We start from the raw sequence: 24,550 nt of genomic DNA, 5'->3' as shown, positions 1-24,550 counted from the left end.
GGCATGGAACTGGACAAAGACCTGCGCTCGATCCAGGAGACACGGGCGCTCATCCGGCAGGCCAAACGGGCCCAGAGCGTTCTGGCCGGAATGAGCCAGCAGCAGCTGGACCAGATCACCGCCGCCATCTCTTCCGCCGCCGCCGAGCACGCCGGGCGGCTGGCGGCCATGGCGGTGGAGGAGACCGGGTTTGGAAAGCAGGAGGACAAGCAGATCAAAAACCGGTTTGCCGCTGTCACCCTGTATGAGGCCATTCGGGAGGAAAAGACCCACGGTGTGCTGGCGGAGGACCGGGAGAAGCGCACCATCGACATCGGCGTGCCGGTAGGCATCGTGGCGGGGCTGGTGCCCTCCACCAACCCCACCTCCACCGTCATCTACAAGGCTATGATCTGTATGAAGGCGGGCAACCCCATCATTTTCTCCCCCCATCCCAGCGCGGTGAACTGCATTCTGGAGACGGTGAACGTGGTGCGTCGGGCGGCAGAGAGCGCGGGCGCTCCGGCGGGGAGCATCTCCTGCATCACCACACCCACCCTGGAGGCCACCAACGCCCTCATGCGCCACGAGGACACCCGGCTCATCCTGGCCACCGGCGGCGGAGCCATGGTGAAGGCGGCCTACTCCTCCGGCACCCCCGCCATCGGCGTGGGGGCGGGCAACGGCCCGGCCTATATCCACCACAGCGCCGACGTACGCATGGCAGTCAAGCGCATCCTGGATTCCAAGACCTTTGACAACGGCACCATCTGCGCCAGCGAGCAGTCCATCGTGGTGGAACAGCGGATGGAGAGTGCCGTTTCGGCTGAACTGCGGGCCCAGGGGGCCTACCTGCTGGACGAGGAGGAGCACCGCAAGCTCTCCCGCTTCATCCTCCGGCCCAACGGCACTATGAATCCCGCCATCGTGGGCAAGAGCGTGGATACCGTGGCCAAACTGGCGGGGCTTGACCGGGTGCCGGCCGGGGCCCGGGTACTGGTGGCCCGGGAGACCGGTGTGGGGCCGGGCTACCCCTATTCCAATGAAAAGCTGGGGCTTATCCTGGCCTACTATGTGGAGCCAGACGAGGAGGCGGTGCTCCGCCGGTGTGTGGAGATCCTGGAGTGGGAGGGAGCGGGACACACCTTCTCCATCCACACCGAGGAGGAGGCAGTGGCCCGGCGCTTTGCCGCCGCTGTTCCCGCCAGCCGTGTGCTGGTAAATACCCCATCCGCTCTGGGCGGCATCGGGGCCACCACCTGCCTGTTCCCCGCTCTTACCCTGGGCTGCGGAGCGGTGGGCGGCTCCTCCAGCTCCAACAACATCGGGCCGCTGGATTTGATCAACATCAAGCGGGTGGCCTGGGGCGTCCGGGAGCTGGAGCAGCTGCGCGGCGGCGGCTCTTATACCACCGCGGCCGTGCCCGATCTGGAAGAGCTGGTGCAGCAGATCCTTAGGAGGCTGAAGGTATGAGCGAAGTCAACGCCGACGGGGTGCTGCTCAATCCCCAGGAGGCCATCCTGCAGCAGGTGCAGAGCCTGACCAATTCCCTCATGGCCGAGCGGCCCGAGGGGATGGAGGAAGAGCAGGAGAGCACGGTCCGTGCCGCCAACGGCGCCCCCGCCGGTACGGCAGGAGGCGCGCCCCATATGCCGCTGGCCGGGGCTCAGCCGCCCCGAAAGCAGGCCCGGACAGGGAAAAGCAAAGATGCAAGGCATACGCCCCAGACTGGGGGGCGGCCGGAACCAACCAAACAAACGACTGACAGGAGGACGCATACAATGGCCAATACGAACGCGCTGGGAATGGTGGAGACTCGTGGACTGGTGGGGGCCATCGAGGCCGCCGACGCCATGGTAAAGGCAGCCAATGTACAGCTGGTGGGCAAGGAACAGGTGGGCGGCGGTCTGGTGACCGTCATGGTCCGGGGCGACGTGGGGGCGGTCAAGGCGGCCACCGACGCGGGCGCTGCGGCAGCGGAAAAGGTGGGGGAGCTTATCTCCGTGCACGTCATTCCCCGCCCCCATGCGGAGGTAGACCACATCCTGCCCCACGTCCGGGGCGAGCTGGACGAGGGATAAGCCATGGCACTGCTGACGCAGGCGGATGTGCAGCGCATGTCCGACAACGGTACGCGGGGGCCGGTGGTGGTGGCCCGGGGGGAGGTACTCACCCCCGGGGCCAGGGACTGGCTGCGGGAACACCGGGTGGAGGTAGTCTACCCCCAGGGAGAGAGCGGCGGGGAGGACGGCTCGTCCGCCCCCGCCCGCTACCAGACCCTGTTCGGCGCCACCCTGAATGAAAAGCCTGAGCACATGACCCATCTGAAGGGCAATGTGCTGGTGTGCAAGGACCATCCCCGCATCGCCTTCCGGGGCTGGATCGACCGGCTGGAGGCCGAGATCCTGCTGACCCAGCAGACGACGTACCGGGCGGGGCTGAAAAAGCTGACGGCGGAGCTGGAAGAGGTGCTGGCCTTTGTGCGCCGGTACATCCGCTTCGACGTATTGGATGAGCCGGTGGGCCCCATCCGGCTGTGCGGATACACCCCCGAGCAGCTGCGGGAATACTCCCACTACCCGGAAAAGCATCTGGGGCAGCCCCACTTTTTACCCAGCCATACCGATTCACCGGCATTGCTGGCGGTCAACCGGCTGCGTACCCTGGTGCGGCAGGCCGAACTGGCGGCCTACGCCGCCTTTCGGGACGGGGACGGGAACGTGACGCGGGGGGACATGATCCTGGGACTCAACCGGTTGTCCTCCCTGATGTGGATTTTCATGATCAAGTTAAAGGCGGGAGCGTATGAACACACGCAATAGGGAGCCGGCCGCCCTGCTGGCCGAACAGATCGTCAGGCTGCTGACGGTGGAGATGGAGGCCAGCGGACGGCATGTCCACCTGTCCCGGGGGGACGTGGAGGCGCTGTTTGGGCCGGGCTATCGGCTCAATCAGGTGCGGGAGCTGTCTCAGCCGGGCCAGTTCGTCTGTGCCGAGCGGGTGACGGTGGAGGGACCCAAGGGGGCGCTTGCCAACGTGGTGGTCCTGGGGCCGGAACGGCCGGAGAGCCAGGTGGAGATATCCCTCACCGACGCGGTGGCCCTTGGGGTGCGTCCGCCGGTGCGCCTGTCGGGAGATATCACGGATACCCCGGGCATCACCCTCCGCCACGGGGACCGGACGGTGCAGCTGCCCCGGGGGCTGATCGTGGCCAAGCGGCACATTCACATGACCCCGGAGGATGCCGGGCGCTTCGGCGTGGTGGATAAACAGAGCGTGCGCCTGCGCTGTCTTACCGACCGGCCGCTGGTATTTGAGGATGTGGAGGTACGTGTTTCCACAAAGTTTTCCACCGCGGTGCATATCGACTACGACGAGGCCAATGCCTGCGGCTTCCAAAAGGGCGACCGGGGCTTCCTTTTGCCGTGAAGGCAGAGTGGAGGGGGCACACCCTGGTGATCACCTGGCTGCCGGTGGCCTCCATGGGACGGCTGGCCGCCTGCGCCCCCCAGACCCCGGCAGAGGCCGAGGTGCTGGCCGCCCTGTTGGCCGGGGCGCGGGTCTGCCTGAGCCGGAGCGCGCTGGAGTACCGGCGCTACCGGTACAGTGCACCGCTGGGGATTTATCGAAACTGCGTCGGCCTGGAGCGGCGCTTGCGGGAGATGGGTATCTGTGTTACTGGGACAAGTGGCCGGTAAGGTCTGGGCCACCAAAAAATCCCCCGCCCTGACGGGACAGGCGTTTCTGACCGTCCGGGTGGGGGAACAGACCCTGGTGTGCGCCGACTGCGTGGGAGCCGGAGAGGGCGAGACTGTCCTTGTGGCCACCGGGGGTGCGGCCCGGGCGGCGGCGGGGCGGGAGCTGCCCATCGACGCGGCCATCGTGGGCATTCTGGACAACCAATGAACGAAAGGGGACATGAGAATGTCCATCAATGAGATCATCGTCTACCTGATGGTCCTGTTTATGATCCTGGGCGCGGCTGACCGCATCCTGGGCAACAAACTGGGCCTGGGGGAGAAATTCGAGGAGGGTATCCTGGCCATGGGCAGCCTGGCGCTGGCCATGGTGGGCATCATTTGCCTGGCGCCCGTACTGGCCAATCTGCTGCGGCCGGTGGTGGTGCCCCTCTATCAGCTGCTGGGCGCCGACCCAGCCATGTTTGCCGGTACCATCCTGGCCAACGATATGGGGGGCGCGCCCCTGGCCCAGGAACTGGCCCTGAGCAAGGAGGCCGGGCAGTTCGGCGGGCTGATCGTAGGATCTATGCTGGGGCCCACCATTGTCTTTACCATTCCGGTGGGCCTGGGCATCATTCAGGCCGAGGATCGGCCCAGTCTGGCCACCGGCGTACTGGCGGGGATCATCACCATTCCCATCGGCAGTCTGGCAGGAGGGCTGGTTGCAGGATTTCCGGTGGGAATGGTGCTGCGCAATTTGATCCCGATTGTGCTCTTTGCCGTACTCATCGCTCTGGGACTGATCTTCTTCCCGGAGGGAATGGTAAAGGGATTTCAGGTCTTTGGACGGATCATTGTCATCATCATCACCATTGGTCTGGCCGTCGCTATTTTGCAGCAGCTTACCCCACTTACGCTGATTCCCGGTATGAACCCCATCTCTGAGGGGATTGCCATCGTGGGAGACATCGCTATCGTCCTGGCAGGAGCGTTCCCGCTGGTTTTTGTCATTACCAAGGTGTTCCGCAAGCCTCTGATGAAGCTGGGACATCTGTTGGGTGTGAACGACATTGCTGCCGCCGGGCTGGTGGCCACCCTGGCCAACAATATCCCTATGTTTCAAATGCTCCATGACATGGACCAGCGCGGCAAGATCGTCAACGTGGCCTTTGCCGTGTCGGCAGCCTTTGTATTCGGTGACCATCTGGGCTTTACCGCTGGATTTGACGCTTCCATGATCTTTCCCATGATTATCGGAAAGCTGGTGGGAGGAGTGACGGCGGTGGCGGTAGCTCTCTGGATCGCCCGGAAAGGAAAGGAGCAGGCATATGGATAAAGCGGCGCTGGAGGCGCTTATTCGTCAGGTTCTGCAGGAGCAGCTGGGGGGCAAGGCCCATGGAGTGCGGGCCGTCCAGGTGTCCCGGGAAAGCCTGACGCCGGCCGACCGGATGGACACCGGCCGGCCGGGGGATCAGGTTTACACCCGGGACCTCTTTACGCTGGAGCAGTCGCCGCGGCTGGGGGTGGGTCTGATGGAGATGACGGACACCACGTTCCCTTGGACGCTGCACTACGACGAGATGGACTATGTGCTCAGCGGACGTCTGGAGATCCTGGTGGGCGGAGAGAAGATTTCCGCCGGACCGGGGGAGATCCTCTATATCCCAAAGGGCAGTGCCATTCAGTTCTCGGTTACAGGGCACGCCCGGTTTCTCTACTTTGTTTACCCGGCAGATTGGCAGAATCAGACCGGTGAGGCATAAAAGATCCCCGGGCCGCAGACGCGGCCCGGGGATCTTTTGGGTTTAAACTTATTCGGCGGTGGCAGCGGTATACCAGTCGTCGGAAGAAACATAGGTGTCGGCGGTAACGGCCTTGCCCTCATAGTAGAGGGTGCCGTCCTCACCACGGCTGTACTTGGAGAAGAACTCGTCCCAGATGGTCTGGCTCTCCTCCTGCAGGTAGACATGGGGAGTGCCCAGAACCGTAGTGAAGCGCACCAGAGGCACATCCTCATCGTTGGTGAAGGTCATGGTCTCCCACTTGCCGTCGTACTGGGTGGACTCGGTCAGGGTGTTCTCATCCACGCCGTTGTGCTCGTTCCAGGCTTCCAGAGTGGTGACATTGGTGTTGCCGTCCACCATCTCGGAGTTGGCGGCGGAGTCAAACTCACCCACGATGGCCCAGGTGGGCAGCAGGGAGTCGGAGGAGAACTCCTCACTGGGAGCCGTCATGTAGCCGACGGGGGCGATGGCGGCAAAGCGGTCGGTGCTGTTGACGCCCATGGTCCAGGTCATCATGCTGCCGTTGGAGTGGCCGGTGGCGTAGACGCGGCTGGTGTCGATCTTGTACTCAGCCTCGGTCTTGTCCAGCACGGTGTTGATGAAGTTCACGTCTACATCCTGATCCAGGTCGGGGAACATTTGGCCGAAGGAACCAGCCACCCAGGTGGTAGCGGGGATGTTGCCGTTCACCTCATTCTCACGCACCAGAGCCTGGGCGAAGACCACGATGAAGCCGTTCTCCTCGGCCACATCATACCAGCGGGACTCCTCGGCGATGGCGTACATAGAGGCAGTGTAGCCGTGCATGACCAGGACCAGAGGCACGTCTTCATCGCCGGTATAGGAGGAGGGAACATAGGTCATCCAGCGGCGGAGCTCGCCGTTGACCTCCTCCTCGTGGATGGTCCACTGGGAGGTGGTGAAGTCGTTGGCGAAGGAGACGCGGCCGCCCTCCTGCATGGCCATGAAGCGCTTGGTGGTGCCCAGGAAGGCATTGTAGATGGTCTCGGGGGTCTGCTCCTTGGCGCTCACCCAGATGCGGGCGTCGGAGTCGGCCGCCTGATAGGTGGTCTCGGCGTAGTCGTTAGCAGCGCCCTTGGTGGCGTCGTTGGCGGTGATGTAGTAGTCCAGAGCAGCCTGGTTGTTATCCGCGGAGTTGACGAACCACACGGGGGTATCCACGGTCTTGGCCTGGATGTGCATCTCCTCCACACCCATGGTGCTGTCGCCGGGGAAGGGGTAGACCAGCTGATCACCCACGGTCTCCAGAGCCTCGGCGGACACCTCGGTGGCGTCGACAGCGCAGATGCCGCTGAAGTCGGTGGCATAACGGCCGCCAAAGAGCAGCGCGGCGGCGCCGCCCTCGCCGTAGCCCACCAGAGTGGTGTGGGACTTGTCCATGGAGAAGGGGGCCACGTTGGTCAGGGCCTTGGAACGCATGGTGGTGTAGAGCTGGTTGAGGATGTCGGCGTCATTCCGGCCGTCCTCGCTGAGGGTCAGGTTCCAGGTCTTGCCGTCAGCGGGCTCCAGGAAAGCCAGGCCGATCTTGTTGGCGTCAGCCACAGCGCGCCAGGCCAGGCCGGTCTCGCTTTCCGCAAACTCAGCAGCGGTAGTGTTGTTGGGAGTAAGGATGATCACCGCCGGAGTCCAGGGCTGCATGCCCTCGGGCAGGTAATAGGTGGCGGTGCCGGTCTCGTCGCCGGCGGTGATGGTGATGTTGTTGAACAGGCCGGTCATCACGCCGTCATAGGGATGCTCGGGATCGAAGTTGTATTTCTTGGCCTCCTTGAGCTGAGAGAAATTCATCAGCATGGTGGCCAGCTCGGCGCGGGTCGCGGTGTCACTGGCGGCCAGCAGGTTGCCGGGCTTACCGGAGAGAACGCCGTTGCTGAAGCACAGGGACATACCGTCCACCGCCCAGGAGGGCACGGAGCTGTAGTCGGCCATTCCGGTGATGGAAGTGCCGTTGCCGGAGGTGTCCAGATTCTTGTACTCGGCGTAGCGGGCCAGAATGGTGGCAATCTCGCCGCGGGTCACGACCTGATCGCCGTTAAAGGTATTGGTGCCGGTACCGGAGGCGATGCCATTGGCCTGAGCCCAGGCGGCGGCATCGGCGTACCATTTGCCGCTCACATCGGTAAAGGTGGAGGGAGTCTCCACAGCGGGCTTGCCCTCGGCGTTGTAGAGGGTCTGGAATACGGTGGCGCGGGTAACGGTGGCATCGGGATCGAATCCGTTGCCGGTGCTGGTCATCAGACCATTTTCGGTCACGTATGCTTGGGCATCCGCATACCAGGGAGTGTCGGCGGCCAGAGCAGGCAGCGTCAGAGACGCCGTCATGGCGGCAGCCAGGGCCAGAGTCAGGGGTTTTCTCCAGTTCATTACACGTTCACCTTTCCTTTTCGCAGTTTCTTGGTATACCAAGATGTTACCATTCTAGCATATCGAATTGGAAAATACAATAAATTATTGTGTTAAAATCCAAATATTCGTTGTTGGAAACTTCCAAAAACAAAAGATATTTGGTAAATTATAGGACAAAATACAATATTCTAGTTAGTTAATAGAAACAAAAAGTCAAAAAAATATGATAAAATAAAAAGACAATGTAACAAAAAGGATTTTAGCGGAACCAATGGTCAGAGGGGAGGGAGAGCCGTGGGAGAGCGGGAGCGAGAACTATATGAACAGCATGCTCAGGCGGTATACCGCTACCTGTTCAGCCTGTGTACCCAGGCGGACCTGGCCGAGGAGCTGACCCAGGAGACCTTCTGTCAGGCCCTGCGGCAGCTGGACCGGTTTCGCGGGGAGTGTTCTCCCCAGGTGTGGCTGTGTGCCATTGCCAAGCGCCTGTGGTACAAAGAACTGGAGCGCCGCCGAAAGACGGTGACGCTGGACCGGCAGACATGGGAGGAACTCCCGGGGGAAGAAAGGCCGGAGGACGACCTGCAGAGAAGGGAGGAGCGCCTGGCGCTCTACCGGGCTATGCAGCACCTGGATGCCGAGACCAGGGAAGTCATCCACCTGCGTTTGGCCGGAGAGTTCTCCTTCCGGGATATTGGAGAGATCCTGGGGCAATCGGAGGCTTGGGCCCGGGTCCGGTTTTACCGTGGGAAGGGAAAACTGATGCAGCTGTTGGGAGGGAAAAAAGATGAGTGAACGACTGGACTGCTGTGTAGTGCGGGACCTGCTGCCCAGCTATATCGAGGGGCTGACCGAGCCGGAGACGGCTGTCCAGGTGACGGCCCACCTGGAGCAGTGCGAAGCGTGCCGCGGATTGGAGGCCGACCTGCGGACGGCGATACCGGTGGAGCCGGCGCCCAAGCGGGCGCTGAAGTTCCTGCGCAAGGTAAAGCGCACCCGGCTGCTGGCCGCCCTGCTCACTCTGGTGCTGACGCTGTGGGCCATGCTGGCTCTGTATGGCAGCGAATACCGCTGGACGGAAGAACTCAGCTCCCTGAGCGAGGGGCTGCAGGAACATGTGGGCTGGATAGATGAGCTGGAGGAGACCCAGCTCCAGGCCCTGGATACCTTGGAGCTGGACGATATGCTCTACGTCTCCTTCCGGGCAGAGGGAAGTGAGGACAATGTCCACGGTATCGCACGGCTGGAGCGTGGTCTCAACGGACGCTACCAGTTTGTAGGGGCCAGCTGCGCCCCCTTCCCCTACACCGCCGGGGTGTGGTTTGACGGTGTGGAGGGAGCGGATGGAGCGCATTACTACCTCTTTGCCGGAGACGGCTGCCGGGAGATCTACGATTTTACGGCCCGGTTTGAAGTGTATGACACACAGGGGCTGGACCGGACCATTCCGGTAACCTTCCCGGTGGAGGAGGGGACCTTCCTCTTTGCCTGGTCGTCGGAAGAACTGGAGTACGACCGTCAGCAGGAGCATGTGACGCTGACCGGGAGCAATATCACCCTGCTGGACAGAGAGGGGCAGGACGTTACTCAACAGTACTGGGACGACAGCGTGGAGCAGAACTGGGTGAGCGGCGTAAGTGCGGCCGAGCGGTTTCTGCTCTACTGGCTCATGGCCCTTATCGCCCTGCTGGGCGGCATACTCATCCGGTATTTCCTGACCTGAGCGGGCGGCATAAGGGGGGACGGGCCTGCATATACATGCCACAGTTACCGAAAAAAGGTAGGAGAGTGGATGGATATGCAAACAGGCTGGAACGAGAACCGGGCCCTGCTGCGGGGGACGGCGGAGGCCGCGCCCGTGTGGTCCCATGAGAGCCATGGTGTGGAATACGATACCTTTCCTCTTACGGTGCTCCGGCTGTCCGGGCTGCAGGACCGGCTGAACGTCATTGTTCCCCGGCCTCTGCTGGAGCAGTACCCGGTCCGGGCGGGGATGGAGGTGGAGGTAGAGGGGGAGGTGCGCTCCTTCAACAACAAGAGCGGACAGGGCAGCCGTCTGGTCATTACCCTGTATGCCAAGGATCTCCGGTCCGGCGGCGGGGAGCATGACAACCGCCTGGCCCTGGCGGGTGTGCTGTGCAAGCCGCCGGTGCTGCGCCGTACCCCTCTGGGACGGGAAATTTGTGATCTCATGCTGGCAGTCAACCGCCGTTATGGACGAGCGGACTATCTGCCGTGCATTGCCTGGGGTGGACTGGCCCGGTACTGCGGCGCGCTGGAGGTGGGAGACGGGGTACGCCTGGAGGGACGGCTGCAGAGCCGAAGTTACACCAAGGTGCAGGATGGGATCAGTCAGGAACGGACGGCCTATGAAGTATCAATCATGCACCTGGAGGCGGTGGAGACCCAGAGCGGCTGTGCCGCGGAATGAGTTGACAGGGCGGGATAGGTCGGGTATGATGGAGCAAACGGTACAAAGGAGTGCTGATATGCACCATCATGATCATCACGGTTGTTGCTGCGGCCATGACCACGACCATATGCAGGACCAGCGCCAAAGCTGTCCGGTATCGGAAGGAGAGCTGAGCGGGGAAGAACGGGCGCTACTCCATGAACTGGATCATCACCACTATCTGCCGGTGGCACGTTTTCTGTTGGAGAGCACCAAACAGGACGATTTTTCCAGTGTTGCGCTGGCTCCGGTATACCTGCGTCACCCGGAGGAAAGCCTGGAGCAGGTGCGCCGCACCGGTGCACTGCTGCTGGGTTTGGAGGAAAAGGGGTATCTGAGTCTGGACTACGGCTATCCGCTGGATGGTTATCCCTATGAGGAGTATCACAGCTCTCAGGTATACGCCTACTTCTGCCGGAGCGTGGAGGAGGCCAGGGGACGGGAGGGGTTCCTGGGAGATACCCCAGTGCTGGAGTTAGGGAGTATTGCTCCCATGGAGAAATAAAAAAACGAGGCTGCCTGGGCAGCCTCGTTTTTTTAATTGAATTTATAGATCTTGCGGGCCAGTCGATACAGCCGCACCGAAAGTTTGCGCCCCTGATAGCCGGGGATATTGCTGACCATGGACAAAGAGCGGTATTTCAGCTTGTGGTACAGCTTGGGGTTGTTGGCCCGAAGGAATTCCCACAGTTCGGTCTTTTTGCCCAGAGCTTCCGGAGAACCGTCGATGATGAGAAAAATGGAGGAAATGGTCATCATCATGGATAAGTAGTTGACCATGTACTGGGCCAGCTTGCGCTGGGTATAATACAGACCAGTAATAGCGTGGCTTTCGATCATCAGCTTGGTAACCCGCACCTGTTGGTCTACCCGGGTGACCATCACCTTCTCGTTGACGCTCTGGTCGGCCCGGCCGATGAAGTAGCGATACAGGTCGATGTCCATGTAGTAGATACTCTTAACGGAGGGCAGAGGTTGATAGACAAAAATATTGTCTACATAGAAGGTGTGCTTGGGCAGTTCCAGATGGCAGTCCCGCAGCATCTGAGTGCGGTAGATGACGCTGTGCATCAACAGGTACTGGGAGGGACGGAAGCGGCCGATCTCGTTCCAGGTAAAGATGCGGTTCTGGGGGAAGACGTTGGTGTAGCGCATGACCTTCTGGGTGTTGTCTTCCACGTGCTCGTAGACGTAGTTGGCGATAAACAGATCCACCGGCTGTTCCATGGCGGCAAACTCCCGAAGCTTATCCAGGGCTTTTCCCAAGGCGTCCTCATCCAGCCAGTCGTCTGAATCTACCACCTTGTAGTACAGTCCCCTGGCGTTGCGCAGGCCCTGGTTGACCCCCTCGCCGTGGCCGCCGTTTTCCTGATGGATGGCACGAACGATGTCAGGATATTCTGCGGCGTAGCGGTCACAGATGGCAGGGGTGTCGTCCTTAGTAGAGCCGTCATCCACCAGAATGATCTCAATGTCCTCTCCACCGGTAAGCAGGGTCTGGATGCAGTGGTCCATATAGGCAGCGGAGTTGTAGCAAGGTACTGCGAACGTAATGAGCTTTGACATGGGCAAATTCCTCATTTCAACAGATCGTCACACAGCTCCAGCGCCCGCAGGGCGATGGCATCCATGTTGTAGTATTTGTACTCAGCCAAACGTCCCAGCAAACGGAGGTTGGGATACCGGTCTGCCTCGGCGCGATACTGAGCATAGAGGGCGTTGTTGGCGTCATTGATGATGGCATAATAGGGGACTTCACCGTCGGCACCGGTGTAGGCACGGGAATACTCCTTCATAATAGTGGTGACGCCGGGTAGCTCCTGCCCGGTGAGGTGCTTGAACTCGGTGATGCGGGTATAGTCCTGGTCCATGGTATAGTTCACCGTCCCGTGGCTCTGCCAGAAATCCACAGGATGGGTCTCAAAGCGAAAGTCCAGCGTACGGTAGGGCAGACGGCCATACCGGCAGCCGAACAGCTCGTCGGCCGCGCCGGTGTAGATCACCGTACCGGAGAAGGGAGCGCCGTCCAGCAGAAGTTGTCCGTCCTCCAGGCGCAGCCGGGCGGAGGCGTCGGTATTCAGCTCCACGGTAATATTGGGATGGTCCAGCATCCGCTCAAACAAAGGGGTATAGCCCTGCAGGGGCATACCCTGGTACTCGTCCTGGAAGTAGCGGCAGTCCTCTGACAGGAACACCGGTACCCGGGCGGTGGTGTTGGGGTCGATTTCCTCCGGAGTTTGGCCCCACTGTTTCATGGTATAGCGCAGGAATACATGCTGATAGACATAGTCGGCCAGAGCGGAGATCTCCGGATCGGAGTTCTGACGCAGCTCCAGAATGGTGACCTTTTTCTCTGCACCATAGGCGGCGATCAGCTTGCTAGTCAGTTCCCGGGCAGACTCGGCTCCAAAGGCCGTGCGCAGGGAGATAAGGTTGAAGGGTACCGGGATCTCCATGCGCCCCTTATCGGCCGGGAGACTGGCTACTACGGTATGCTGGTAATTGCGCCAGGCGGTAAAGCGGGAGAGATAGTCGTGTACCCGCTTGTGGTTGGTGTGGAAAATATGAGGGCCGTATCGGTGGATGAGCACGCCGGCCGGATCGAAGCAATCGTAGGCGTTTCCACCTACGTGTTCCCTCCGCTCCAGCACCAAAACCCGCCGGCCGCCCCGCTCGGCCAGCTCGCGGGCTGCCACGGAGCCGGCCAGACCTGCGCCGATGACCAGGCAGTCACAGGAATGGTCCATGAATCATCGTTCCTCTCTTTCAAAATGCAAGCCCTATCTTACCACAGGGGCAGGTAAAAAAGGGCGAAAAAAGGCTTAAAAATTCTTTAAAATTAACGGTCTCAGCGGTCGGAGGTACGGGGCGGCTCGCTCTGTGGGACTGCTCCGCCCAGGAAACATTCAGCATAGTGGTCCATGGCCTTTTGGATGACTTCTACTGCCGCAGCCCGGCCGTTTACGTCGCCAGATACCGTTTCCTTTCCCTCCAGGAATTTGTATACGCTGAAGAAGTGGGACATCTCATTGAAAATATGGGCAGGCAGATCCATCAGGTCGTGGAAGCTGTTATAGGTGGGGTCGGAGAAAGGAATGGCGATGATCTTTTCATCGTTCTTCCCGCCGTCCAGCATGGAGATATACCCAATGGGATAGCAGCGCACCAGCGTCAGCGGATCCATCTCCTCAGAGCACAGGACCAGTACATCCAGCGGGTCTCCGTCATCGCCGTAGGTGCGGGGGATAAAGCCGTAGTTGGCGGGATAGTGAGTGGAGGTATGCAGCACCCGGTCCAGAATAATCAGGCCGGTCTCTTTATCCAGCTCATACTTCTTCTTGCTGCCCTTTGGAATCTCGATGACGGCGATGAAATCCTCGGGCTGAATACGACTGGGATTAATATCGTGCCAGATATTCGACATATCGGATTCTCCTTCTAACAGTTTCGTATCACACATTATAGCCGCCTTTTGGGAAAAAAACAACAGATACCCGGTCAAAACGACCTGTTGGATAAAAAATGCCGCCGCAGGAAGGCCTGCGGCGGCAAAAGACTCAGCTCTGTGCTTCAAATTCCCTGCGGATCTCGGCCAGAAGTTGGGGTTGGGTCAATACATCATAGCCTGTCAGCGCCATGGTACAGGCTGCCCTGCGGAGCAGCTGGCGTCCGTCCTCGGTGACGGTACGCTGAGCAAAAGCCAGCGTATGCGGGACCAAAGTGGGATCTCCAAAGCCAAACCAGCCATGGACGCAGGGAGCGGCGTGACTCACATTGCCCAGATCCAGGGAACCATGGTCGTGGATTTGAGGAGAGAGAATGTCGCCCATAGCCTGCTGGTGGGCAATAAAGGCCCGGCACAGTGCCTCATTGGTCTGAAGATCGTAATAGTCCACCTCATAGGACTCCATATCCACGGTGGTCCCAGTCATGAGGGCCGCACCCTGAGCGATGTGATCCACCCGTTCCACTGCCATCCGGGCGGTATTCAATTTAGCCGCGCGGATATAAAAGCGGGCCTGCGCCAGGTCAGGTACCACATTGGGGGCGGAACCGCCGTTGCTGACGATGCCATGAAACTGAACGTCGCGGGGCACATGCTGGCGCATAGCGTTGATGCCGTTAAACAGCTCGATGACGGCATTGAGGGCATTGACACCCTCCTGCGGACAGGCAGCGGCATGGGCGGCCTTGCCGTGAAACGTATACTGGCGGGGAAGCAAGCAGGCGGAAGTACCGCTTTTTTCTGCCAAAGGAGCAGGGTGGGCCATCATGACCACAGACAGATGGTCAAACGCGCCGGCTTCGGTGAGCGGAACCTTGGCGCCGGAGGTCTCCTCGGCAGGGGTGCCGTAAACCTCCACCCGGCCGCCGGTCTTTTCCAGGACGGGGGCCAAGGCCAGCGCGGCCAGAAACGCGGAGGTACAAATCAGGTTGTGACCGCAGCCGTGGCCTACGTCAGGCAGCGCGTCATACTCCGCGCACAGTCCGATGACCGGGCCGGGAACGCCGCTGTCCCGCACCGCCCGGAAGGCGGTGGGAATACCGGAAAATGAGCGCTCCACAGCAAAACCATGCCGCTCAAACGCGTCGCACAGTACGGCGGAGGAGCGGACCTCCTGCCCGCCCAGTTCCGGGTGTTCGTAGAGGTCTTTGGCCAGAGCGAATGCCTCATCTAAGTATTGTGCTACGGTCTGTTGGATCTGTGCTTGCATGATGTGCCTCCTTGGATCAGAACGGTCCGTAATTGGTCAGCTGGGCGAAGATGACGAACACTGCGCCCACCGCATACTGGATAAACAACAGGGGGAGGAACCACTTGGCCCACTTGGCCCAGGGGATCCGGGCCAGAGCCAGGCCGGCCATAAAGTAGCCGGAAGTGGGGGTAAAAATATTGGAGATGCCGTCACCCAGCTGGAAAGCCAGGCAGGCGGTTTGGCGGGTGACGCCTACCAGATCAGCCAGAGGAGCCATAATGGGGATGGAGACGGCGGCCTGCCCGCTGCCGGAGGGGACCAGGAAGTTGAGCAGGCACTGGAAGACGTACATACCCAAAGCGGTAATCGCACCGGGCAGGGCGCTGAGCAGGTTGGCGGCCCAATAGAGGATGGTGTCCAGCGTGTTGCTGTCGGTCATGACCACCAGGATAGCCCGGGCAAAGCCCACGACCAATGCGCCGGAGGCCACGTTGGCCATGCCAACACCAAGGGCATTGGCGTAGCCATTGAAGCCCATGCCGCCAATAAGTGCCACAATGATACCCATGGCCAGGAAGAGGGCGGCGATCTCATTCATGTACCAGCCCTGGGCCAGAACGCCCCAGACCAGCAGGACAATTGTAGCGGCAAAGACCAGCAGGATAAACACTTCCCGCTTGCCGAAGGGGCGCAGATTCTCCAGTTCCAGCTTTTCTTCCCGCTGTTGGTCCACAGCGTACATGGAGGAAAGCTGGGGGGATTTCTTGACCTTCCGGGCGTAGCGCATGATCCAGAGGATCGTCACGGTCACCATCACGATGTACAGAGCTACGCGCAGTCCCAGACCGGAATAGATCGGCAGTCCGGCGATCCCCTGTGCCACGCCGACGGTAAAGGGATTCATAAAGGCTCCGGCAAAGCCGGCTCCCGCGCCGCACAAAACAATGGCGGTGCCTGTCATGGAGTCAAACCCCATGGCGATGGCCAGGCTTACCATGATGGGAATAAAGGGAAGGGTTTCCTCTGCCAGACCAATGACCGATCCGCCCAGAGAAAAGACAAACATGATAACGGGGATCAGGAGCAATTCGGTACCGGAAAAACGCTTGGCGAGCCGTCCGAGAGCGGCGTCAATGGCGCCGGTCTCCTGCAGCACGTAAATGCTGCCGCCCACAATAAAGATAAAGAAGATGATCTGGGCGCTTTCAACGAGGCCCCGGGGAACTGAGGTCAGAAAACCCATCAGATCAACGGGCGTCTGATCCACAAAGGTAAAGGACGCCGCATCCACGACCTCCCGGCCGTCTACTTCGACACGATCGTACTGACCAGCGGGGATAATATAGCTGAGGATGCAGAACACCAGCACGATGCCCAGCAATAGAACATAAACGTGGGGAACTTGCAATCTTCTCTTCTTCTGTTCCATACTATCATAACCTCCCAACAATTTACAATGTACACAACACACAAAATGTTTAGGTGCGCTCAGGAAGGGTCAGGAATCGCCCGGCCCGGCCGCAGATCATGCTGCCACGTTCCAGAGCGATGTGCCCGTTGACTACCACCAGATCGATACCGGTTACCGGCACATCCAGGTCGGTAAAAGTGGCCCCATCCTGGATCGTAGTGGGGTCAAACACGGTCAGATCCGCGTCACAGCCCACCTCGATGCGGCCTTTGTGGAACAGCCGCAGCCGGTCGGCAGGAGCCAGGGTCATCTTGCGCAGAGCCTCCAGCAGAGAGAGCTTCCCCTCTTCCCGGACGTATTTGCCCAGCACCCGGGGGAAGGTGCCTGCTGCCCGGGGGTGGCCATGGCCATTGCTGATGATTCCGTCGCTGGCCACCATGCCGGTAGGATTGGTGAGAGCGGCGGCGATCTCATCCTCATTCATCACCATGGCTACTACGTACTGTTCCGGATCTTCTCGCCGCACCTGCTCAAAAAGTTCCTTGGTACAGAATTCTCCTTTGTGAGGGCCGTCCGTGAGGAGAATGGAGCTGTAATCCTTTCCCCAGTGCTCAAAGCAGCCATCGTCAAATACGGCAGTCCCGATACCGGTGGAGAAGGCGCTGTAGGGATAGGTATCGTAATCCAATCCAGGCAGGCGGGCCATGGCTTCGTTGATGAGGGCCAGGGACGGTGCCATCTGCCCCATGGCTGAGCAGCTGCTCAGATGGGAAATCTGAAAGCGATTGGGGGCAATGGCTTCTGCGATGGCAATCATCTCCCGGATGGACGCCTCCGCACCCACCGAGTCCTCCCGGTAGTGCATAGAGACAAACAGATCCGGATGGTGCAGGGCCTGCACGACCTGCAGTACCTCCTCCGTAGAGATGCCCGGATCGTACTCCAGTCCAAAGGAAATGCCAATGGCACCGGAATCCAGTTCCTGCTGCATCTGAGCAATGAGGGTTTTGATTTGCTCGGGGGAAGCGGTTTCATAGTGGGTCAGACCCAGAGCCTGCCGTGCGGTGTTGTACCCGGCCTGCAGCAGGTAGTTGACGGGTGCCCCACCCAAACGGTCCAGTACGGTCCGGAACTGCGCTACACTCTGGTGCTGGGTCCCGCAGTTTCCGCCCACGCAGGTGGTCACGCCCATTTTGAGCATGCGCTCTGCGATCTGAAAACACTCACCTTCTTTGCTAAAGTCCTCCTCGTGCATGTGAATGTCCAGAAAACCGGGAGAGACCACTCTGCCCTGGGCCTGAATGACCTGTTTTGCCGGCTCACGAATGGCTCCGATAGCGGCAATACGGCCGTTCTTAACAGCAATATCCCCCTGGAGCATCTGTTTTCGTCGGAAATCGGGATAGCTGCCGCCTTGGATGATCAGGTCATACATAAACGTGGATCCCTCCTTTGTCCACAATATGGACCGTATTTTATATCGTGGACTGATAGATGTTGGAAGTATACCACTGCCAACGGCATCCGTCAACGATTTTTCATTCATTTTATCTGGCAAAATAACCAAAAAAGCCGGAGCGCTCCCGCGCTCCGGCTAAAATAACAGTTAATTTGAAAAACAGACCAACACCTGTTCCAGTCTCCAGGCACCCCGCTTCAACTCCTGCAGACAGGCATCTTTTTTTGCCAGAAATGATTGGCTTTTTAATGCACCAAGGGCAATGCAGCCGTGGATGGTGCGGTCGGGATTGAACACCGGCACGCCCAGCCCCAAGGTGCCATCCAGAAATTCATTTTCACTTTCTGCATACCCGTGAGCGCGGATGGACTGGTATTCCGCCAGCAGCTGCTCGGGATCCAGAATCGCGCCGGGCGAGACCGGCTCCAGCTTTAAAGACCGGACCAGTGCGGGCAGCTCTTCGGGAGGGGCGGCATACGCCATAAGTGTTTTGCCGTAGCAACCGCTGTTGACCGGGTAAATGGCACCGGTGAGATAGCGGATGCGGGAATCCTGCAGCTGGGACTCATATAGACTGACGACATCCTTTCCCTTACGTACCGCGTAGCCAACCTGCTCGCCGGTCAAACGGGCCAGGTGATCAATCTCCCGCCGGATCTCCAGGAAAAGGTCGGTACTGTTGGCATAATTCATTCCCAGATGATAGGCCTTATAGCCTACCCCGTAGGTGCCGTCTGGCATACGCTGAATGTAATCGGCCTGCTCCAGCGTGTTCAGAATGCGGTGCACGGTGGGTTTACTCAGATCCAGCTGCTCAGCCAACTCCTTGGCGGTATATGTGTTGGGACCGGAGGCAAACTGATTGAGGATCAGTATGGCTTTTTCAATGGCATTCGGGTGTCCGCTCTCCATATGTTCGACTCCTTTGTCTCAGGATGATCGGCTCTGCCCCTATTATAGTCGTTAGCAAACAAAGCCGCAAGTCCGGAACGTAAACTGAAGACGGAAAAAGGCGGGCGGACGACAAAAGCCGTCCGCCCGCCGGGAAAGGAGAAGAGTTACTTGCCGCCCATACCGTTCTCGTAGGCCTCAATCATCTTCTTGACCATCTGGCCGCCCACAGAGCCGGCCTCTCGGCTGGTCAGATCACCGTTGTAGCCCTGCTTCAGGTTGACGCCCACCTGCTGAGCGGCTTCCATCTTAAACTTGTTCAGGGCCTCGCGAGCGTTGGGGACAACAGGGTTATTAGAACTGGTCATAGTGTTTGCATCTCCTTAACTGGTTGTTTTGTTTGGATTGGGGAATCCGAACATAGCTTTGCCCCGGCGGCGTTTTCTATGCGGCAATTCCGCTGCCAATCCATGGACGGCCCAGCGGTAAAATTTGTGCTGGGCAAATTGGGACAAAATGCAAGGAATACCTCAAACTTTAGCATTTTATATCTGTATACCGGCGCCGTTTCCCGATACACTAGGAACGGGTGATCAGATGAATGTGGATTATACAGCCATTGGGCAGCGGATCAAGCAGATCCGACGCAGCCGGGGCTTGACACAGGAGCGGTTGGCGGAGGCGCTCTCCGTTTCTGTTGGCTATATCAGTCAGATTGAGCGAGGCGTAACAAAAATCAGCTTGGATACACTGGCAGCGGTGGCCACCTGTCTGGAGTGCGAACTGTCCGAACTGGTAAGCGGGGTCTCTGTGGCACAGAGGCACTATTTGGACCGGGAACTGTCGGAACTATCAAACCGCCTGGACGGCCGCAGACGCCGTCTGCTGTTGGAAATCGCCCGGCTGCTGTGTGAAATGTGAAGAGAGACAAAAAGCGGACCGCGTCATTGACGCGGTCCGCTTTTTGTTGTTTGGAAGGTCAGCGTCCTTCCCGGCGCAGAAGTTCCTGCTTGATATCCCAGAGCTTCTGGGACAGATCCACATAGTAGTTGTGCGGATTTTCAAAGCGCTTGACCTCATCCCAAAGAAGATCGATCTGACCTGCGCACCAGGCACGCATCTCAGCAATGGGCGGGGAATCATAGACCCGTTTACCAGACAAAAAGATGGGCCGGAGCAGTTCCTTGGCGGTAAAATTGGTGACGGTACTGCGCTTCCAGGTGGCGGCCGGATCGAAGAGCTCCAGGGGGCGGCTCTCGTCTACCACCTCATCGTAGAGGGTGATATAGTCGGCAAAGGCCTTTCCGGTAGCATTGTCAAACAGACGATAGACCTTCTTGAAGTGAGGATTGGTGATCTTGGCCGGATTGGCGCTGATTTTGATCTTGGGGATGATATGACCCTCTTTGTCCTCCACGGCGGCCAGTTTGTACACGCCGCCAAACACAGGCTCACTCTTGGAGGTGATAAGCCGTTCGCCCACACCAAAGGAATCGATTTTGGCGCCCTGAAGGATCAGATCCCGAATGATATACTCGTCCAGAGAATTGGAGGCCACGATCTTACACTCGGTGAGTCCTGCGGCGTCCAGCATCTGACGGGCCTTCCGGGACAGGTAGGTGAGGTCGCCCGAATCCAGCCGGATGGCGCATGTAGTGATGCCCTGGGGCAGCAGAACTTCCTGAAAAGCCCGGATGGCATTGGGCACGCCAGATTTAAGCACATTGTAGGTGTCTACCAGCAGGGTAGCCGAGTGGGGATAGAGCTGGCAATAGGTCTTAAAGGCGGTATATTCGTCGGGGAACATCTGCACCCAGGAATGGGCCATGGTGCCGCCGGCGGGGGAGCCATAGACCTCATCGGCCAATGTGCAGGCGGTACCGGCACACCCGGCGATGTAGGAGGCGCGAGCGCCCAGAATGGCCGCGTCGGGGCCCTGAGCTCGGCGGGAGCCGAATTCGCTCACAGGACGGCCGTCGGCGGCCCGGACAATGCGGTTGGTCTTGGTGGCAATGAGGGATTGATGGTTCAGGGTGAGCAGCAGGAAGGTTTCGATAAACTGGGCCTGGATGGCGGGGGCCCGGACGGTGAGAATGGGTTCACCGGGGAAAATAGGAGTGCCTTCGGGCACGGCCCACATGTCTCCGGTAAACCGGAAGTTCTTTAGATACTCCAGAAATCCCTCGCAGAAGCAGCCCTTTCCCCGCAGGTAGGCGAGGTCCTCCTCATCAAAGTGCAGCCGCTCGATGTAGTCGATGACCTGTTCCAGTCCGGCGGCAATGGCAAAACCGCCGCCGTCAGGTACATTGCGGAAAAAGACGTCGAAATAGCAGATCTGGTCGGCGTATCCCTCAGTCTGAAAATAGCCGTTGCCCATGGTCAATTCGTAAAAATCGCACAGCAGCGTGTAGTTCATGTGTTCTTTCATGGTGCCTCACAACCTTTAACGGTATTAAACCGTGATTTACGGGTTATTATAAGCTGATTTTTTCCAAAAAGCAAGAAAATCAAACACCTACAGCAGGGCCTTTTCAAAACAGGGATAAACGAGTGGACGGCCGTGGAGGTGGATGTGTCCCACCGGGGTAAAGCCCATCTTTCGGATGAGAGCCTGCATGGGATGGTTAAGAGAATAGGTATCAATGCGCATGGCGCGCACCCCCTGGCTGCGGGCCTGTGCCTCGGCAAAGGCGAAGAGAGCCTGGCCTACGCCCTGGCCCTGAAAAACAGGGTCAACAGCCATGCGGTGGATCACCACCGCATGGTCCTCGGTCGTCCAGGGCATAGGAGCGTACTCAGGGGCTTGAGCGGTGTTGATGCAAGCTACCCCGGCCAGTATGCCGCCTGCCTCTGCGGCGAAAAGTTCCCCGCGCTCCAGATCCCCGGCGTAAAAGGAACGGGTGGGGTAATCCTCTCCCCATTGGGGATTGCCCTGCCGGTGCATGCCGTCTACGGCACGCTGGACCAGAGCCCAGATGGAGTCCAGCTCATCGTGGCGGGCAGGGCGAATGGTGATGGTTGACATGGCGGTTCATATCCTCCTGGTATGACAGTCCGCCCGCCGGAAGGACCAGCGGGCGGAACAGAATGTCGTATGATTATTCCGCCATGGGAGTGGGGCCCATGGCCTCGTGCAGTTCTTTGGTAATGGCGCCCTGGAACAGGCAAACGGCGTACTGATGCATCCGCTCCAATTTCTCGGGCACCTGTTCGGCGGAGATCTTGTCTGTAGCGGAGAAATCGCTGTCCAGGATGAAACGGACCTCGTTGTCTTTTACGCGTCCGCCGCCCAGCACACCGGGGCCGGCGTGGATCTTCATCCGGTAGCCGCCTACCAGAGGAGTTTCCACATCCACAGAGCATTTGGCAATCTCGCTCTCCTCCACGTCGGGCTCACCCAGAACGCCAAGGTACTTGGTCTGGATCAGATCATCCCACAGCGCATCGGTCAGGCCCAGTGTGCGGCGGGAAATGGCGTTGAGATAGCGCAGGCCCAGCCGCTCAAAAAAAGCGGGCTGATAGATCTGGATAAACTGGGCCAGGGGACGGTCCAGCCGGGCGGCAAAGTCCTCCCAGCGCTGGTACCCCACGGTGGACAGGGCGATAAAGTTCTGAGTCAGGTTAATCTTCCAGCGCCCGTCTTCAGAGATAAAGCTATAGTTGTTGATGGGCTTCTGAGGCTCCAGCACGGTGCCGTTTTCTTTTTTTACCACCTTGGGAGGCAGCTGCTCCCGGTGGACGCTGTAGCGGGGGAACTCCTGACGGATGGCCTCCTGAAACGCGGCGGGCTCATTGGCGTCAATGGAGAGGATGGAGGGGAAGCGGAGCTGACAGATGACTTCCATCAGCGGGGGATGGGCGTATTGATAACGATCGTATGGGCCAAACAGCATGATCGGCTGCTCCTTCCTTTGTGTGAATGTTATTATTGTATCCCGGAACGGCGCATATGTCAAATACTTCGCCCTTGTAAGCAATAAAATGAAGCCGTATAATAAAGAAAAAAATCTGATTGGAGGGGATGTGGATGGAACTGGAGTTGAAGCGAGGCGGCTGCAGTGCCCGAATCGCTACCCTGGGTGGAGAGCTGGTGTCTTACCGGGACGCAGAGGGGATGGAGTATATTTGGGGAGGGGACCCGGCCTACTGGTCTGGACGCAATCCGCTGCTGTTCCCCATTGTGGGAGGGCTGCGGGACGGAAATGTGCTGGCGGATGGGCAGATTTGTACCATGGCCCGCCACGGCTTTGCCCGCCGGCAGGAATTTACCGTAACCGAAACCGGACCTGATTGGGCCCGGTTGGAGCTGCGGGAGAATGCCCGGACACTGGAGCAGTATCCTTTCCCTTTCCGGCTGCAGGTGCTGCAAAAGCTGGAGGAAAAAGGATTTTCCACCGCCATCACAGTGTGCAACACCGGCCCGCGGACCATGCCCTTCTGTCTGGGGGGCCATACCGCATTCCGCTGCCCGCTGGCGGCAGGGGAACGGTTTGAGGATTACGCCATCGAATTTGAGCAGCGTGAGGATTGTCCCACCCTGGTGCCGGTGGAGGGGCTTCTGGACCGGACGCGTATCCGTCCCTGTCTGGAGGGTACAAACCGGCTGGAACTGAGCTATCACTATTTTGATGAGATGGACACGCTGATTTTTACCGGTCTGCGCTCCAAATGGGTGTGCCTGCATAGCGGAACGAGCGGACGGGGAGTACGGATGCACTTTGATGATTTTCCAGTGCTGGCGCTGTGGTCGGTGCCGGGCAAGCGGGCTCCGTATCTGTGCATCGAGCCCTGGCACGGTTTGCCGCCGGTAGCGGGAGAAGGACCGCAATTTCGGGATAAGGCCTACTGTATTCTCCTGGAGCCCGGCGAGGAGCGCACCATGCGCTACTGGGTGGAGACCCTATAAAAAGATGGATAAACGGCGGACGGCCCTGGGCCGCCCGCCGTTTTTGCACCTCTCCAATGTCTGCGGAATAGCATGGATTAGTCACATGAAGGGAGGCGCATGCCGTGCGGCATGAACTGAATCTGTGGGTGGCCGGAGGCGATATGCGCCAGGCAAAGCTGGCCGAACTGCTGGCTGCGGACGGTCACACCGTACATAGCTATGCCCTGGAGCGCATGGGACCCCTGGATGGGGTAATGGCAGAGCGCACGCTGTCCCAGGCTGCTCTGGCGGACTGTGTAATCCTGCCTCTGCCGGTGGCCGATGGCGCCGCGCTCCACGCGCCTTTGGCAGAGGAGGAGCATCCCCTGACGCAGGTGCTGGATGCCCTGCGCCCCGGCCAGGTGGTCTGTGCCGGGCGGGTGACGCCCGAGGTAGAGGAGCTGGCCAAAAGCAGGGGACTGCAGCTGTATGACTACTTTGCCCGGGAGGAACTGGCGGTGGCAAATGCGGTGCCTACGGCGGAAGGGGCCATCCAGATTGCCATGGAGGAGCTGCCCATCACCATCCACGGGGCCCGTGTGCTGGTTATCGGCTGCGGACGGCTGGGGCGGGCGCTGGCCTGGCGTCTGGCTGGTCTGGGGGCGAAGTTAAGCCTGGCGGCCCGCAGCTATGCCGACCTGGCCTGGATCGAGAGCTGCGGCTACGGAGTGGAGCATACCGGTCAGCTGCAGGGGTGGCTGTGCAGCTACGACCTGGTGATCAACACCGTCCCGGCCCAGGTACTGGGACAGGAGGAGCTGCGGGATCTGAAGGAAGGATGCCTGGTGATCGATCTGGCCTCAAAGCCAGGCGGGGCGGATGGAGGAAAGGGACGGGAAAAGAGTGTCATATTGATCCTCCACAGCGGATAAGATGGGGAGGAACACACCAAAGGAGGGGATCGTA

27 protein-coding genes are annotated in these 24,550 nt (G+C 59.5%); 15 read left to right on the top strand and 12 right to left on the bottom strand.

The window, feature by feature from the left end; genetic code table 11:
* Window positions 1-3: 3 nt before the first annotated feature.
* The 8 genes from WMO45_RS04975 (at window position 4) to WMO45_RS04940 (ending at window position 5,422) form a co-directional block, all read left to right on the top strand.
* Window positions 4-1,452 (top strand): acetaldehyde dehydrogenase (acetylating), encoded by a 1,449-nt coding sequence (locus WMO45_RS04975; protein WP_349139466.1) that lies wholly within the window; start codon window positions 4-6, stop codon window positions 1,450-1,452.
* A gap of 308 nt (window positions 1,453-1,760) precedes the next feature.
* A complete protein-coding gene (gene eutM / locus WMO45_RS04970; RefSeq protein WP_349139633.1) occupies window positions 1,761-2,060 on the top strand; it encodes an ethanolamine utilization microcompartment protein EutM in 300 nt (99 codons plus the stop codon).
* Between the two features lie 3 nt (window positions 2,061-2,063).
* Window positions 2,064-2,801: a cobalamin adenosyltransferase family protein gene (locus WMO45_RS04965; protein ID WP_349139465.1), complete on the top strand. Its 738-nt coding sequence runs from the start codon at window positions 2,064-2,066 to the stop codon at window positions 2,799-2,801.
* Complete coding sequence (gene pduL / locus WMO45_RS04960) at window positions 2,785-3,408, top strand: phosphate propanoyltransferase (protein ID WP_349139464.1); 624 nt, start codon at window positions 2,785-2,787, stop codon at window positions 3,406-3,408. Before WMO45_RS04965 ends, pduL begins: the two co-directional genes overlap by 17 nt.
* 26 nt (window positions 3,409-3,434) lie before the next feature.
* Window positions 3,435-3,677, top strand: coding sequence for a hypothetical protein (locus WMO45_RS04955; RefSeq protein ID WP_349139463.1), 243 nt, complete (start codon window positions 3,435-3,437; stop codon window positions 3,675-3,677).
* Complete coding sequence (locus tag WMO45_RS04950) at window positions 3,652-3,885, top strand: EutN/CcmL family microcompartment protein (protein WP_349139462.1); 234 nt, start codon at window positions 3,652-3,654, stop codon at window positions 3,883-3,885. The genes WMO45_RS04955 and WMO45_RS04950 overlap by 26 nt, the downstream gene beginning before the upstream one ends.
* An 18-nt stretch (window positions 3,886-3,903) precedes the next feature.
* A complete protein-coding gene (eutH, locus tag WMO45_RS04945; protein WP_349139461.1) occupies window positions 3,904-4,995 on the top strand; it encodes an ethanolamine utilization protein EutH in 1,092 nt (363 codons plus the stop codon).
* The gene (locus tag WMO45_RS04940) at window positions 4,988-5,422 is read left to right on the top strand and encodes a cupin domain-containing protein (RefSeq protein ID WP_349139460.1); all 435 of its coding nucleotides are present in this window, start codon (window positions 4,988-4,990) and stop codon (window positions 5,420-5,422) included. The genes eutH and WMO45_RS04940 overlap by 8 nt, the downstream gene beginning before the upstream one ends.
* A gap of 48 nt (window positions 5,423-5,470) precedes the next feature.
* On the opposite strand, the gene WMO45_RS04935 is transcribed toward WMO45_RS04940, so the two are convergent.
* Window positions 5,471-7,825 (bottom strand): CE1 family esterase, encoded by a 2,355-nt coding sequence (locus tag WMO45_RS04935; protein WP_349139459.1) that lies wholly within the window; start codon window positions 7,823-7,825, stop codon window positions 5,471-5,473.
* Between the two features lie 276 nt (window positions 7,826-8,101).
* On the opposite strand from WMO45_RS04935, the gene WMO45_RS04930 reads away from it, so the two are divergent.
* From WMO45_RS04930 to WMO45_RS04915, 4 genes are all read left to right on the top strand, one after another.
* On the top strand, window positions 8,102-8,602 hold the full coding sequence (locus WMO45_RS04930; protein ID WP_349139458.1) for an RNA polymerase sigma factor: 501 nt from the start codon (window positions 8,102-8,104) through the stop codon (window positions 8,600-8,602).
* Window positions 8,595-9,530: a zf-HC2 domain-containing protein gene (locus tag WMO45_RS04925; RefSeq protein ID WP_349139457.1), complete on the top strand. Its 936-nt coding sequence runs from the start codon at window positions 8,595-8,597 to the stop codon at window positions 9,528-9,530. Before WMO45_RS04930 ends, WMO45_RS04925 begins: the two co-directional genes overlap by 8 nt.
* A 69-nt stretch (window positions 9,531-9,599) precedes the next feature.
* Window positions 9,600-10,238, top strand: coding sequence for a single-stranded DNA-binding protein (locus tag WMO45_RS04920; RefSeq protein ID WP_349139456.1), 639 nt, complete (start codon window positions 9,600-9,602; stop codon window positions 10,236-10,238).
* Between the two features lie 58 nt (window positions 10,239-10,296).
* Entirely contained in the window at window positions 10,297-10,764 is a 468-nt protein-coding gene (locus WMO45_RS04915) for a hypothetical protein (protein ID WP_349139455.1), read from the top strand.
* A 32-nt stretch (window positions 10,765-10,796) separates the two neighbouring features.
* On the opposite strand, the gene WMO45_RS04910 is transcribed toward WMO45_RS04915, so the two are convergent.
* The 8 genes from WMO45_RS04910 to WMO45_RS04875 form a co-directional block, all read right to left on the bottom strand.
* Complete coding sequence (locus tag WMO45_RS04910) at window positions 10,797-11,825, bottom strand: glycosyltransferase family 2 protein (RefSeq protein ID WP_349139454.1); 1,029 nt, start codon at window positions 11,823-11,825, stop codon at window positions 10,797-10,799.
* 11 nt (window positions 11,826-11,836) lie between these two features.
* Complete coding sequence (gene glf / locus WMO45_RS04905; RefSeq protein WP_349139453.1) at window positions 11,837-13,006, bottom strand: UDP-galactopyranose mutase; 1,170 nt, start codon at window positions 13,004-13,006, stop codon at window positions 11,837-11,839.
* Between the two features lie 101 nt (window positions 13,007-13,107).
* A complete protein-coding gene (locus WMO45_RS04900; protein ID WP_349139452.1) occupies window positions 13,108-13,683 on the bottom strand; it encodes an inorganic diphosphatase in 576 nt (191 codons plus the stop codon).
* A 133-nt stretch (window positions 13,684-13,816) separates the two neighbouring features.
* The gene (locus tag WMO45_RS04895; RefSeq protein WP_349139451.1) at window positions 13,817-14,974 is read right to left on the bottom strand and encodes a M20 family metallopeptidase; all 1,158 of its coding nucleotides are present in this window, start codon (window positions 14,972-14,974) and stop codon (window positions 13,817-13,819) included.
* 16 nt (window positions 14,975-14,990) lie between these two features.
* A complete protein-coding gene (locus WMO45_RS04890) occupies window positions 14,991-16,385 on the bottom strand; it encodes a YfcC family protein (protein ID WP_349139450.1) in 1,395 nt (464 codons plus the stop codon).
* 49 nt (window positions 16,386-16,434) lie between these two features.
* A complete protein-coding gene (locus tag WMO45_RS04885; RefSeq protein WP_349139449.1) occupies window positions 16,435-17,802 on the bottom strand; it encodes an amidohydrolase family protein in 1,368 nt (455 codons plus the stop codon).
* A gap of 171 nt (window positions 17,803-17,973) precedes the next feature.
* Window positions 17,974-18,738: an IclR family transcriptional regulator gene (locus WMO45_RS04880; protein WP_349139448.1), complete on the bottom strand. Its 765-nt coding sequence runs from the start codon at window positions 18,736-18,738 to the stop codon at window positions 17,974-17,976.
* Window positions 18,739-18,884: 146 nt separating this feature from the next.
* Complete coding sequence (locus WMO45_RS04875) at window positions 18,885-19,085, bottom strand: alpha/beta-type small acid-soluble spore protein (protein WP_349139447.1); 201 nt, start codon at window positions 19,083-19,085, stop codon at window positions 18,885-18,887.
* Window positions 19,086-19,314: 229 nt separating this feature from the next.
* On the opposite strand from WMO45_RS04875, the gene WMO45_RS04870 reads away from it, so the two are divergent.
* Window positions 19,315-19,638 carry a helix-turn-helix domain-containing protein gene (locus WMO45_RS04870; protein ID WP_349139446.1) on the top strand — a complete coding sequence of 108 codons (324 nt, stop codon included), beginning with the start codon at window positions 19,315-19,317 and terminating at the stop codon, window positions 19,636-19,638.
* 58 nt (window positions 19,639-19,696) lie between these two features.
* Here WMO45_RS04870 and WMO45_RS04865 read toward each other — a convergent pair whose 3' ends face one another.
* The 3 genes from WMO45_RS04865 to WMO45_RS04855 all read right to left on the bottom strand — a co-directional run bounded on the left by WMO45_RS04865 (window position 19,697) and on the right by WMO45_RS04855 (window position 22,610).
* Window positions 19,697-21,145, bottom strand: coding sequence for a nicotinate phosphoribosyltransferase (locus WMO45_RS04865; protein WP_349139445.1), 1,449 nt, complete (start codon window positions 21,143-21,145; stop codon window positions 19,697-19,699).
* 87 nt (window positions 21,146-21,232) lie between these two features.
* Complete coding sequence (locus tag WMO45_RS04860) at window positions 21,233-21,742, bottom strand: GNAT family N-acetyltransferase (protein WP_349139444.1); 510 nt, start codon at window positions 21,740-21,742, stop codon at window positions 21,233-21,235.
* 73 nt (window positions 21,743-21,815) lie between these two features.
* On the bottom strand, window positions 21,816-22,610 hold the full coding sequence (locus WMO45_RS04855; RefSeq protein ID WP_349139443.1) for a TIGR04255 family protein: 795 nt from the start codon (window positions 22,608-22,610) through the stop codon (window positions 21,816-21,818).
* Between the two features lie 134 nt (window positions 22,611-22,744).
* Between WMO45_RS04855 and WMO45_RS04850 the strand changes: the two genes are divergently transcribed.
* Both WMO45_RS04850 and WMO45_RS04845 read left to right on the top strand, forming a co-directional pair.
* Entirely contained in the window at window positions 22,745-23,623 is an 879-nt protein-coding gene (locus WMO45_RS04850) for an aldose 1-epimerase family protein (protein WP_349139442.1), read from the top strand.
* Window positions 23,624-23,727: 104 nt separating this feature from the next.
* Window positions 23,728-24,516, top strand: coding sequence for a dipicolinate synthase subunit DpsA (locus tag WMO45_RS04845; protein WP_349139441.1), 789 nt, complete (start codon window positions 23,728-23,730; stop codon window positions 24,514-24,516).
* The last annotated feature ends 34 nt before the right edge of the window (window positions 24,517-24,550 follow it).

The sequence above is a fragment of the Flavonifractor hominis genome (genome assembly GCF_040095835.1).
GTDB classification, from domain to species: domain Bacteria; phylum Bacillota; class Clostridia; order Oscillospirales; family Oscillospiraceae; genus Flavonifractor; species Flavonifractor hominis.
This window is presented reverse-complemented; position numbering and strand designations above follow the sequence as displayed.

Coding starts and splice junctions, on each gene's coding strand:
- WMO45_RS04975 (WP_349139466.1), top strand. CDS start 4: ATGGAACTGGACAAAGACCTGCGCTCGATCCAGGAGACACGGGCGCTC.
- eutM (WP_349139633.1), top strand. CDS start 1,761: ATGGCCAATACGAACGCGCTGGGAATGGTGGAGACTCGTGGACTGGTG.
- WMO45_RS04965 (WP_349139465.1), top strand. CDS start 2,064: ATGGCACTGCTGACGCAGGCGGATGTGCAGCGCATGTCCGACAACGGT.
- pduL (WP_349139464.1), top strand. CDS start 2,785: ATGAACACACGCAATAGGGAGCCGGCCGCCCTGCTGGCCGAACAGATC.
- eutH (WP_349139461.1), top strand. CDS start 3,904: ATGTCCATCAATGAGATCATCGTCTACCTGATGGTCCTGTTTATGATC.
- WMO45_RS04940 (WP_349139460.1), top strand. CDS start 4,988: ATGGATAAAGCGGCGCTGGAGGCGCTTATTCGTCAGGTTCTGCAGGAG.
- WMO45_RS04935 (WP_349139459.1), bottom strand. CDS start 7,825: ATGAACTGGAGAAAACCCCTGACTCTGGCCCTGGCTGCCGCCATGACG.
- WMO45_RS04925 (WP_349139457.1), top strand. CDS start 8,595: ATGAGTGAACGACTGGACTGCTGTGTAGTGCGGGACCTGCTGCCCAGC.
- WMO45_RS04920 (WP_349139456.1), top strand. CDS start 9,600: ATGGATATGCAAACAGGCTGGAACGAGAACCGGGCCCTGCTGCGGGGG.
- WMO45_RS04915 (WP_349139455.1), top strand. CDS start 10,297: ATGCACCATCATGATCATCACGGTTGTTGCTGCGGCCATGACCACGAC.
- WMO45_RS04910 (WP_349139454.1), bottom strand. CDS start 11,825: ATGTCAAAGCTCATTACGTTCGCAGTACCTTGCTACAACTCCGCTGCC.
- glf (WP_349139453.1), bottom strand. CDS start 13,006: ATGGACCATTCCTGTGACTGCCTGGTCATCGGCGCAGGTCTGGCCGGC.
- WMO45_RS04900 (WP_349139452.1), bottom strand. CDS start 13,683: ATGTCGAATATCTGGCACGATATTAATCCCAGTCGTATTCAGCCCGAG.
- WMO45_RS04895 (WP_349139451.1), bottom strand. CDS start 14,974: ATGCAAGCACAGATCCAACAGACCGTAGCACAATACTTAGATGAGGCA.
- WMO45_RS04890 (WP_349139450.1), bottom strand. CDS start 16,385: ATGGAACAGAAGAAGAGAAGATTGCAAGTTCCCCACGTTTATGTTCTA.
- WMO45_RS04885 (WP_349139449.1), bottom strand. CDS start 17,802: ATGTATGACCTGATCATCCAAGGCGGCAGCTATCCCGATTTCCGACGA.
- WMO45_RS04880 (WP_349139448.1), bottom strand. CDS start 18,738: ATGGAGAGCGGACACCCGAATGCCATTGAAAAAGCCATACTGATCCTC.
- WMO45_RS04875 (WP_349139447.1), bottom strand. CDS start 19,085: ATGACCAGTTCTAATAACCCTGTTGTCCCCAACGCTCGCGAGGCCCTG.
- WMO45_RS04870 (WP_349139446.1), top strand. CDS start 19,315: ATGAATGTGGATTATACAGCCATTGGGCAGCGGATCAAGCAGATCCGA.
- WMO45_RS04865 (WP_349139445.1), bottom strand. CDS start 21,145: ATGAAAGAACACATGAACTACACGCTGCTGTGCGATTTTTACGAATTG.
- WMO45_RS04860 (WP_349139444.1), bottom strand. CDS start 21,742: ATGTCAACCATCACCATTCGCCCTGCCCGCCACGATGAGCTGGACTCC.
- WMO45_RS04855 (WP_349139443.1), bottom strand. CDS start 22,610: ATGCTGTTTGGCCCATACGATCGTTATCAATACGCCCATCCCCCGCTG.
- WMO45_RS04850 (WP_349139442.1), top strand. CDS start 22,745: ATGGAACTGGAGTTGAAGCGAGGCGGCTGCAGTGCCCGAATCGCTACC.